This is a genomic window from Candidatus Thermoplasmatota archaeon, from assembly GCA_030018475.1.
In the GTDB taxonomy this organism is placed as follows: Archaea; Thermoplasmatota; JASEFT01; order JASEFT01; family JASEFT01; genus JASEFT01.
The window spans coordinates 1-10,108 of record JASEFT010000014.1 but is presented as its reverse complement, the minus strand read 5'-3'; the positions used below and the strand labels follow the sequence as shown (position 1 = coordinate 10,108).

The 10,108-nt window shown below is 39.1% G+C and carries 11 protein-coding genes; 5 read left to right on the top strand and 6 right to left on the bottom strand.

Translation table 11 applies throughout. The annotated features are described in order from the left end of the window. From QMD21_03115 to QMD21_03090, 6 genes are all read right to left on the bottom strand, one after another. Nucleotides 1-148 (bottom strand): Lrp/AsnC ligand binding domain-containing protein (locus tag QMD21_03115; protein MDI6855760.1); only part of this gene is annotated, 148 nt, incomplete at its 3' end. Next, complete coding sequence (locus QMD21_03110; protein ID MDI6855759.1) at nt 148-771, bottom strand: V-type ATP synthase subunit D; 624 nt, start codon at nt 769-771, stop codon at nt 148-150. The genes QMD21_03110 and QMD21_03115, both read right to left, overlap by 1 nt. Before the next feature lie 3 nt (nt 772-774). Further along, nucleotides 775-2,154 (bottom strand): V-type ATP synthase subunit B, encoded by a 1,380-nt coding sequence (locus QMD21_03105; GenBank protein MDI6855758.1) that lies wholly within the window; start codon nt 2,152-2,154, stop codon nt 775-777. Further along, nucleotides 2,148-3,899 carry a V-type ATP synthase subunit A gene (locus QMD21_03100; protein MDI6855757.1) on the bottom strand — a complete coding sequence of 584 codons (1,752 nt, stop codon included), beginning with the start codon at nt 3,897-3,899 and terminating at the stop codon, nt 2,148-2,150. Before QMD21_03100 ends, QMD21_03105 begins: the two co-directional genes overlap by 7 nt. Nucleotides 3,900-3,905: 6 nt before the next feature. After that, the gene (locus QMD21_03095; protein MDI6855756.1) at nt 3,906-4,226 is read right to left on the bottom strand and encodes a V-type ATP synthase subunit F; all 321 of its coding nucleotides are present in this window, start codon (nt 4,224-4,226) and stop codon (nt 3,906-3,908) included. A 358-nt stretch (nt 4,227-4,584) separates the two neighbouring features. After that, on the bottom strand, nt 4,585-5,721 hold the full coding sequence (locus tag QMD21_03090; protein MDI6855755.1) for an acyl-CoA dehydrogenase: 1,137 nt from the start codon (nt 5,719-5,721) through the stop codon (nt 4,585-4,587). 100 nt (nt 5,722-5,821) lie between these two features. Here QMD21_03090 and cobO point away from each other — a divergent pair, with 100 nt between their 5' ends. The 5 genes from cobO to QMD21_03065 are packed head-to-tail and all read left to right on the top strand — an operon-like array spanning nt 5,822 to nt 9,950. After that, a complete protein-coding gene (gene cobO, locus QMD21_03085; GenBank protein ID MDI6855754.1) occupies nt 5,822-6,346 on the top strand; it encodes a cob(I)yrinic acid a,c-diamide adenosyltransferase in 525 nt (174 codons plus the stop codon). Between the two features lie 34 nt (nt 6,347-6,380). Then, nucleotides 6,381-8,045, top strand: a complete 1,665-nt coding sequence (locus QMD21_03080) for a methylmalonyl-CoA mutase family protein (protein ID MDI6855753.1) — start codon at nt 6,381-6,383, stop codon at nt 8,043-8,045. Between the two features lie 11 nt (nt 8,046-8,056). Beyond that, on the top strand, nt 8,057-8,467 hold the full coding sequence (locus tag QMD21_03075) for a cobalamin B12-binding domain-containing protein (protein ID MDI6855752.1): 411 nt from the start codon (nt 8,057-8,059) through the stop codon (nt 8,465-8,467). Next, nucleotides 8,458-9,381 carry a methylmalonyl Co-A mutase-associated GTPase MeaB gene (gene meaB / locus QMD21_03070; protein MDI6855751.1) on the top strand — a complete coding sequence of 308 codons (924 nt, stop codon included), beginning with the start codon at nt 8,458-8,460 and terminating at the stop codon, nt 9,379-9,381. The genes QMD21_03075 and meaB overlap by 10 nt, the downstream gene beginning before the upstream one ends. After that, nucleotides 9,378-9,950, top strand: a complete 573-nt coding sequence (locus QMD21_03065) for a DUF99 family protein (protein ID MDI6855750.1) — start codon at nt 9,378-9,380, stop codon at nt 9,948-9,950. Before meaB ends, QMD21_03065 begins: the two co-directional genes overlap by 4 nt. Nucleotides 9,951-10,108: the final 158 nt, after the last annotated feature.

Genomic DNA, 10,108 nt, shown 5'->3' with positions numbered 1-10,108 from the left:
TAAAAGGAGTTTGAATTTTAGCAATAATATCATAAGCGCCTGTTACCACATAAGCTTCTAATACATTAGATCTTTTAAAAATTTCATTTAACACTTTTTCTAATTTCCCAGCTTCGGTCTTTATGAGAATGTAAATAATATCGCTCATTATCTTCTTCTAACAATATCTTTTATTCTCATTAAATTACAGAAGTTAGCGCGCTCTACTTCCTCTAACCTCAACTCAATATATTTTACTTTACGCTCTAACTGCGGTATTAAAATATGCTCTAGCGCATTAACTCTTCTTCTTGTACGCTCTATTTCGAGCGCTAGTAGCTCGGAGCTAGATTGAAGCTGCGCGAGTAAAGCAAGTTTCTGCAGTGCATGACGAAAGTGCGCAAGCGTGGTATCAAGCTGAATTGGCGTTTGTGCTAGACTATATCCTAAATCAACCTCACTTAAATTTAATTTTAGCTCTGGCACTTCTACACCAACAAGCGTTTTGGTAGTGGCTTCAATTGTAGTCCTACTTCTTGGATATAGAAAAGCGTTTTCAAGCTCTTCCATGCTTGCTGTGGCTCTTACAAGCATGAACTCTTTATAAGCATTTTCCAATTCTTCTTCTAACCCTTCCCTCATTCGTTTAGTTTCCTTTATGACCGCTAGAAAATGTTTCATAAGCTCGTCACGCTTATCTTTGAGCAATTTATGACCTCTTATTGCAAGTTTCAATTTCTTCTTAGTAGTTAGCAATTCCATTCTGGTAAGTTTTGCAGTTGTGGCTATCATGTTTTATTTCTTGACTCTCCTCAAATATTTCTCTATATTCTCAGGTCTTACACGTTTTAGCTCTTCCTCAGGCAGCATCGCTAAGAGCTCCCAGCCCAAATCTAAAGTTTGCTCTATAATTCTGTCTTCTTCTTTGCCTTGTGACACCATTTTTCGTTCATATAAATCTGCAAAATCTAAATATTTCCTATCAAGTTCGCTGAGAGCGGCTTCTCCAAGTATTACTGCTAATTCACGAGCTTCTTTACCTTTTGCGTAAGCTGCGTAAAGTTGATTGAGTACATCAGCGTGGTCTTCTCTTGTGCGCCCTTTGCCTATACCTCTATCTTTCAACCTTGAAAGTGAAGGTAGCACATCTATAGGCGGGTAAATACCTTTACGGTGCAGCTCTCTGCTAATTATAATCTGCCCTTCAGTTATGTAGCCTGTAAGATCAGGAATAGGATGAGTTATGTCGTCTTCAGGCATTGTTACGACAGGAATTTGAGTGATAGAGCCTCTCTTACCTTTTATTCTACCTGCCCTTTCGTAAATAGTAGCAAGGTCTGTGTACATATACCCTGGATAGCCTCTACGTCCAGGCACTTCTTTGCGAGCCGCAGAAATTTCGCGTAGCGCTTCTGCATAATTAGTCATATCAGTAAGAATTACAAGTACATGATAGTCTTTTTCAAAAGCTAAATATTCTGCAGCTGTAAGCGCTACTCTAGGAGCTGCAAGTCTTTCTACCGCAGGGTCGTCCGCTAAATTAATAAAGAGCACGCTCCTTTCTATAGCGCCTGTACGCTTGAGATCAGAAATGAAATAGTTAGCTTCTTCAAAAGTTATGCCCATAGCTGTGAATATCACAGCAAATTCTTCCTTGCCAGTAATGAGTTTCGATTGCCTTGCGATTTGCGCTGCTATTTCTGCATGTGGTAATCCAGGGCCTGAGAACAGCGGCAGCTTCTGCCCTCTTATAAGTGGATTCATACAGTCAATTGCAGAAATACCTGTCTGTATGAAGTCGAGCGGATAATCTCTAGCATATGGGTTGATAGGCGCTCCGTTAATATCTAATTTAGATTCTGCTAGAATTTTAGGGCCTTTATCTATAGGGTTGCCAAGTCCGTCGAAAACCCTTCCTATAATATCATCAGAAACCGCTAATTCTACACCTCTACCCAAAAATCTTACTTTAGTTCTCCCAATATCTACACCTGCAGTACCTTCAAAGACTTGTATCAGCGCTTTATCACGATGCACTTCCAAAACTTTACCTTTGCGAAGCTCGCCACTAGCAAGCTCTATTTCTACAAGTTCGTCATATTTAACGTTTTTTACCTTCTCTACAAACAGCAAAGGTCCTGCAATCTCGCCTATTGTTAAATAATCTCTCATAATAATTTACCAAACTCTTTCTCAAGATTTTCGTTTAAAGTTTGAATTTTACTCTTGAATTCTTGCTCTTCTAAAGTACGAAGTTTAGGAATTTCTTGCTTAGTAGCGATTGCAAGAACATCTTTTAAGTTCTTACCTTCTTTAACTGCTTCTAAGCCGAGCCTGTAGAATTTCAGTATTATTTTGAGTATTTCATATTGTTTTTCTGGAGAGCAGTAAGTGTCTACTTCGTGATATGCATTTTGATAAAGGAAGTCATCTCTTATTGACTTTGTAGTCTCTAGTAACAATCTATCTTTTGGAGAGAGCGCTTCAAGACCTACAAGTCTAACAATTTCCTCTAGTTCAGCTTCTTTTTGTAGAAGTGCCATAGCGTTATCGCGCAGCTCTTTCCAATCCTTACCTATATTTTGGCAATACCAATCCTTTACATCATCAAGGTAAAGAGAATAGCTAAGTAACCAATGGACTGCTGGGAAATGCCTTCTGTATGCTAAAGGTGCATCAAGTGCCCAAAATACTTTCGTAGCGCGAAGCGTTGACTGAGTTACAGGCTCTGAGAAATCGCCGCCGGGCGGTGAGACAGAGCCTATCACTGTAACAGAACCTTCGCGCTTTTGCGAACCTAACGTTATAACTCTTCCAGCCCTTTCGTAGAACATTGCAATTCTACTTGCTAGATAGGCAGGATAACCTTCTTCGCCAGGCATTTCTTCTAAGCGACCACTTATTTCACGTAGCGCTTCAGCCCAGCGCGAAGTACTATCAGCCTGTAGCGCTACATCATAGCCCATATCGCGATAGTATTCTGCGAGAGTTATTCCTGTATAAATAGATGCTTCTCGTGCTGCGAAAGGCATGTTGGAAGTATTAGCTACAAGAATAGTTCTTTCCATTAGAGGTCTTCCTGACCTAGGGTCTTTTAGCTGAGGGAACTCAAGCAGCACTTCAGCCATTTCGTTACCTCTTTCACCACAGCCTATGAAAACAATAATTTGCGCATCAGCCCATTTACTCACTTCATGCTGAATCACTGTTTTGCCAGTCCCGAAGCCGCCGGGCACACAGGCAATACCTCCTTTTGCTACAGGGAAGAAAGTATCAAGTACACGTTGACCTGTGAGCATAGGTATAGAAGGAGGTAGTTTCTCTTTGTAAGGTCTGCCTATCCTTACAGGCCATTTCTGCAGCATTGAAATTTCTTTTCTACCTTGCTCGGTATCAACTACAGCAATTACATCTTCTATTCTTGCTTTACCTTCGTTAAGTTCTAAAACTTTACCTTTTACGCCTATAGGAACGAGTATTCGATGCTCTACAAGTGGCGTTTCTTGAACCACACCTAAAACATCGCCTTGCTCTACCTCACTACCTTTTTTCAATTTGGGTACGAAATCCCATTCTTTAGTTCTATCCAACGGAGGTATCGCTACACCTCTTCTAACATAATCGCCAATTTGAGCTTTAATCAAATCCAAAGGTCTTTGAATACCATCATAGATAGCTCCTATGATTCCAGGAGCAAGCTCTACGCTAAGGGGCGCTTCTGTAGAAATAACTTTCTCACCTACCCCTATACCGCTTGTTTCTTCATAAACCTGTATTGTAGCTCTATCACTTCTTAGCTCTATAATTTCACCTACTAGCTTTTTATCGCCTACAAGAACGACGTCGTACATTTTCGCTTGCGCCATTCCTTCAGCTACCACAACAGGACCGCTGACTCTGATAACAGTACCTTCAATCATTTTTTATCACTTTAGTATATCAGCGCCTACTGCTTTTTCAACTATTTTTTTTAGCTTATCTTTACTTAATCCTGTACTGCCACTTTTACTAGGAATTTCTAATATTATAGGAAATATTTTTTCCGCTCTTAAAATTTTAAGTTCCTCTTGTATTGGGCCAGCAAGCTCTTCTGTGATAAATATTAGAGTGAAATCTTTTGCTCTTAGCTTTATAATATTTAAAGCTTGCTCTGAGGTTTTGCAATCTTCAGCTACTATTCCGAAAGCTTTTAAAGGCAATATTGTTTCTTTATCACCAAGCGCTAGAATCTCGTTAGCCCCTTTCATTCTTCTAGACAAAGGGGAGACAACCTACGGTTTTCTCCCCTTTTCCCTGGATTTTTCCCATCTTCCCTTTTCTTTCTTTCCCTGAAGCCCTTTTCTTTTTAGAAAAAAGAAAAGCCCTTCACGGGAAAAGAAAAACATGGGATTTTTTCTTTTTTCTTTCCCTGAAGGATTTCTCTAGACAAAGGGGAGACAACCTACGGTTTTCTCCCCTTTTTCCTGGATTTTTCCCTCTTTCCCTGAAGCCCTTTTCTTTTTAGAAAAAAGAAAAGCCCTTCACGGGAAAAGAAAAAAGAAATTTTCTTTTCTCTTTCCCTGAAGGCTTTCTCTTTTCTTTTCCCAAAAGAAAAGAGAAAGGCTTCTATTCTTTCAAAAGCGATTCAGCAATCACCAGTCTTTGTATTTCGCTAGTACCTTCATAAATTTCTGTGATTTTAGCATCTCTGTACAAGCGCTCTACAATATAATCTTCTGTGTAGCCATAGCCTCCTAGAATTTGGATTGCTTGTGTTGTTACTTTCATAGCTACCTCGCTAGCAAACAGTTTCGCCATAGCAGCTTCTTTAGAGAACCTCTTACCGGTATCTGCTACATAAGCAGCTTTATAGACAAGCATTCTTGCAGCATCTATCTGAGTAGCCATATCTGCAAGCGTGAATTGAATTGCCTGAAATTCAGAAATAGCTTTGCCAAACTGTTTGCGCTGTTTTGAGTATTTTAAAGAAATTTCGTAAGCGTTCTGTGCTATACCTAAAGCTTGCGATGCGATACCAATTCTACCGTAATCAAGTGTGTTGAGCGCTATTTTGAAGCCCTCACCTTCGTTACCAATCAAATTTTCTTTAGGGACTTTACAGTTATCAAATGAAAGTTCTGCGGTATCACTCGCTAAAATACCTAGTTTTTGCTCTTTTGTACCTATACTAAAGCCCTCGTAGCCGTGCTCTACAATAAATGCTGATATTCGCTTTTTTGTGGGGCCTGTTGCGGCAAATACAATAAAAACATTGCCTTTGCAAGCGTTCGTAATAAAGATTTTAGTTCCGTTAAGAATGTAATTGTTGCCTTCAAGCTCTGCTTTAGTCGCTACAGCGCCTGCGTCGCTACCTGCATTTGGTTCTGTAAGTGCGAAAGCGCCTAAATATTCACCTTTAGCAAGTTTAGTCAGATATTTCTTTTTCTGCTCTTCGGTACCGAATTTATAAATAGGGGTGCATACAAGAGAATTGTTTACAGAGATTGTAACTCCTGAAGATGCGCAAGCCCTTGATATTTCCTCTATCGCAAGTACGTAACTTAAATGATCTAAGCCTAATCCGCCGTATTCTTTGGGTACGCACATACCCATTAATCCAAGCTCGGATGCCCTCTTCATGGCTTGCACAGGAAATTCTGATTTTTTATCTTGTATAGACGCTATAGGAAAAAGCTCTTCTTCTGCAAAAGCCTTTACTTTATTTTTAAATTCTTCCTGCTCTTTAGTCAAACTAAATATCATTATTCTCATGATACGTTTAATAGAAAATAAAGTTTTTCTGGTCTTTGTCTTTTTAGTTGCCAAAAGATTATATTTAAGCTTAATCATATCTAAATTACAAATGAAACTAGAGCAGGGACTTGTGCAAGTTTATACAGGAAATGGCAAGGGCAAAACCACAGCATCGTTAGGCTTAGCGTTAAGAGCTATAGGCAGAGGGCTGAAAGTGTATGTAATTCAGTTCATGAAGGGGTGCGAATACGGCGAAATTTTAGCTCTCAAAAGCAATCCCAACTTAAAAATAGTTCAATTCGGCAGAGAGAGTTTTGTCAGCAAGGAAAAGGCTGCTGAAATAGATATCTCTCTGGCTAAAAAAGGGTTAGAGCATGCAAAAGAGATAGTAATGAGCGGCAAGTATGATTTAGCTATTTTAGATGAAATTAATGTAGCACTTGATTATAAACTTATAAATTTAGAAGACGTGTTAGAACTCATTGCTAAGAAGCCTCGACATGTAGAGCTTGTACTTACAGGCAGGTATGCGCCTAAAGAAATTATAAAAGCAGCAGATTTAGTTACTGAGATGCTCGATATAAAGCATCCTTTTGAAAAAGGATTGCTTGCACGTAAAGGTATTGATTACTGAGAAGAAGAGGGAGAAAAAAGAACGGTTGATAAAAATGTGGCGAGCTGATAAAATAGAAGAGCTAAGGAAAGCGAGGGAGAGCTATGAAAAAGAGAATTTAAAAGCTGAAGAAAGAGCGCAAGAATTTAAAACACTCTCGGGTATTCCTGTAAAAAGAGTTTACACGCCGGAAGATATCAAAGAGCTAGATTATCAAACTCATTTGGGTTTTCCGGGTGAGGAGCCTTTTACTAGAGGAATACATCCAACTATGTATAGAGGTAAATTATGGACTATGCGACAATTTTCAGGCTACGGCACTGCAGAAGAAACTAACAAGAGATTTAAATATCTACTGCAACATGGCGAAACCGGGCTTAGCGTTGCATTCCATTTCCCTACTCTTTACGGCTACGATTCAGATAGCAAAAGAGCAAAAGGTGAAATTGGCAAATGCGGTGTAGCTATAGATACTTTAAAAGATATGGAAATATTATTTGATGGCATTCCTTTAGATAAAGTGACTACCTCAATGACTATCAATCCTCCTGCACCCATTCTATGGGCTATGTATATTGCAGTTGCTGAAAAGCAAGGTATAGCTAGAAAAGAAATTTCAGGTACTATCCAAAACGATATGTTAAAAGAATTTATAGCTCAGAAGACTTTCATGCTACCGCCGAAACCTTCACTCAAGCTCATTATAGATACTTTTGAGTTCGGGTGTAAAGAAGTGCCTAAATGGAACACTATCAGTATAAGCGGCTATCATATACGCGAGGCTGGTGCTACCGCGGTACAGGAGCTCGCTTTTACGTTGGCAGATGGCTGTACTTACGTTGAAGAAGCTATAAAGAGAGGCTTGAATGTTGATGATTTCGCGCCAAGGTTAAGCTTCTTTTTCAACGCTCATAACGATTTATTTGAAGAAGTTGCAAAATTCAGAGCTGCACGCAGAATATGGGCTAAAATTATGAAGGAGAGATTCAAAGCAAAGAAAAAGCGCTCGCTCTGGCTTAGATTCCATACTCAAACTGCAGGCTGTAGCGCTACTGCACAGCAGCCCGAAATCAACATAATAAGAACTACTATTCAGGCACTTGCTGCAGTGCTTGGCGGAACGCAATCTCTACATACCAATTCTTATGATGAAGCTTTAGCTCTGCCTAGCGAGAAGGCAGTTAAAATAGCACTTCGTACTCAGCAAATAATAGCGCATGAAAGCAACGTAGCAAATGTAATCGATCCTTTAGGAGGCTCATATTATTTAGAATGGCTTACTAATAAAATAGAAGAAGAGTGCTGGAAATATTTTGATAAAATAGAAGCTTTAGGAGGAGTAATTGCATGTATTGAGAAAGGCTTCTTCCAGCGCGAAATTGCAAGCTCAGCATACAACTATCAAAAAGAAATAGAGCAGAGGAAGAGAATAGTTGTTGGAGTGAATGAGTTTGTAGAGGAAGAGAAAGTACCAATACCTATTTTAAGAATAGATCCGGAAGTTGAAAAAAGACAGATTGCGAGACTTGAGAAAGTACGTAAAGAGAGGTCTAAGGAAATGGTAGAGCAATCGTTAGCTGACCTAATAAAAGGCATTAGAAGCGGTGATAATCTCATGCCTTACTTTATAAAATGCGTTAAAGTCTATACAACACTTGGTGAAATATGCCAAGTGCTTAGGGATGAGTATGGCACTTATAAAGAGCCTGCAATGTATTGAAGTAAGCTAATATGGTAGAGGAAGGAAAGAAAATTCGTGTCCTTATTGCAAAATTAGGTCTTAACGGGCATGATAGAGGTGCTAAAGTAGTTGCAAGAGCTCTCCGCGATGCAGGTATGGAAGTAATCTATACAGGCTTGCATCAAACGCCTGAGCAGGTAGTAGAATCAGCGCTACAAGAAGACGTTGACGTTATCGGCTTGAGTCTGCTTTCAGGAGCGCATTTAACGCTGTTCACTAAAGTCATGGAACTTTTGAAAAAAGAGAGTCTTGAAAATATCATAGTACTGGCAGGCGGAATAATACCTGAAGAAGATGTGACTAAACTTAAAGAAATAGGTATTGCAGAAATATTTGGTCCTGGGACCGATACAAAAGATATTGTAGAATTTATAAAAAAGAAGTTAAAGAAATGGAAATAGCTGACAAAATTTTAGCTGGCGATAGAAAAGCTATTGCAGAACTTATAACTCTCGTTGAAAACAACTCTCCCAAAGCTATTAAATATCTGGCTTCGATTTATCCTTATACAGGTAAGGCTTGGGTGATAGGTATTACAGGTCCGCCAGGCTGCGGTAAAAGCACGCTAATTGCACAGCTTACTAAAGAATATAGAAAGCAGGGAAAGAAAGTAGGTGTGATCGCAATAGATCCTTCAAGCCCTTTTAGCGGAGGCGCTTTTCTAGGCGATAGAGTAAGAATGCAAGAGCATTCCGGCGATAGAGATGTATTTATCAGGAGCATGGGCTCTAGAGGCTCTTTAGGAGGTGTAGCAAGAGCTACCAGCGAAGTTACTAAAATATTAGATGCCTCTGGAAAAGATATCGTTCTTGTAGAGACTTTAGGTGTAGGTCAAGCTGATGTAGAAATAGCCAAAACTGCACTGACAGTTGTAGTTGTTACTATGCCTGGAACAGGCGATGAAATTCAAGCTATTAAAGCAGGCATTATAGAGATAGGCGATATTTTCGTGGTTAATAAAGCTGATTTGCCTGGCGCTGAGCAAGTAGTTGCTAATTTAGAAATGATGCTAGCGCGTGAAGGCGGATGGAAACCTTTAGTTATCAAAGCAAACGCATTACAAAATTTAGGAATTCCAGAACTTGTAAATGCTATTCAGAAACATCTAGAATATTTAAAGGAGAGCAACCAACTGGCAGCGAAGCTAAAAGAAAAAACGAGAATTGAGTTCATGGAAATTGTAAAGCAAAACTTAACAAATTATATTTTAGAGAAAGTGATAGCCAAGCATGACTTTGAAGAGTTTGTAGAGAGAATATTGAAGCGTCAAATAGACCCTTACTCAGCAGCAGCTAAGTTAATTGAAAAGCTATGAAATTACAACTTAGAACTATAGGGATAGACGATGCGCCCTTTAAATTTAGAGATAAAGAGGTTGTTGTTATAGGGGCAGTGCTGAGAGGTAAAAATTATATTGAAGGAGTATTAAGAACCAGCGTTAAAGTAGATGGTAGCGATGCAACTAGTAAATTAACAAAGGTAATAACAAAATCAAGATTTAGGAAGCAGATAAAAGCAATATTTTTGGACGGTATAGCGCTAGGAGGCTTCAATATAATAGATATAAAAAAGCTATACAAAGCTACGAAAGTGCCTGTAATTACAGTAACTCGCGACAAGCCTGATTTGGAAAAAATAGAGTATGCACTTAGAAAACATTTCAAAGACTGGGAAGCAAGATTGAAAACAATCAAAGCCATAAATCTTGTAGAAATAACTACCAAGCACAACCCAATTTATATAGGGTTTTTAGGTATAACTCTAGAAGAGGCTGAAAAACTAATAGCGCAGACTACAATTAGAGGCGCTTTACCAGAGCCTGTAAGAGTAGCACATTTGATAGCTTGCGGAGTAGTTAGAGGGGAGTCGTACGGAAGAGCTTGATACTTGCTGTGAGAAGCGCGTTTCTACAAAAAGGTAGTTAGACGCTATAGGTAGTTGATGCAAAAAATCGAAATCTGAGGCTGTCAACTTAAGCGTTAAATTTTGACAATCCCATCACCTCTCAAGCCTAGTTTAGCTAGGAGGGATGGGATTGATTT

Coding starts and splice junctions, on each gene's coding strand:
- QMD21_03090 (MDI6855755.1), bottom strand. CDS start 5,721: ATGATATTTAGTTTGACTAAAGAGCAGGAAGAATTTAAAAATAAAGTA.
- QMD21_03080 (MDI6855753.1), top strand. CDS start 6,381: ATGTGGCGAGCTGATAAAATAGAAGAGCTAAGGAAAGCGAGGGAGAGC.
- QMD21_03100 (MDI6855757.1), bottom strand. CDS start 3,899: ATGATTGAAGGTACTGTTATCAGAGTCAGCGGTCCTGTTGTGGTAGCT.
- QMD21_03095 (MDI6855756.1), bottom strand. CDS start 4,226: ATGAAAGGGGCTAACGAGATTCTAGCGCTTGGTGATAAAGAAACAATA.
- cobO (MDI6855754.1), top strand. CDS start 5,822: ATGAAACTAGAGCAGGGACTTGTGCAAGTTTATACAGGAAATGGCAAG.
- meaB (MDI6855751.1), top strand. CDS start 8,458: ATGGAAATAGCTGACAAAATTTTAGCTGGCGATAGAAAAGCTATTGCA.
- QMD21_03075 (MDI6855752.1), top strand. CDS start 8,057: ATGGTAGAGGAAGGAAAGAAAATTCGTGTCCTTATTGCAAAATTAGGT.
- QMD21_03065 (MDI6855750.1), top strand. CDS start 9,378: ATGAAATTACAACTTAGAACTATAGGGATAGACGATGCGCCCTTTAAA.
- QMD21_03110 (MDI6855759.1), bottom strand. CDS start 771: ATGATAGCCACAACTGCAAAACTTACCAGAATGGAATTGCTAACTACT.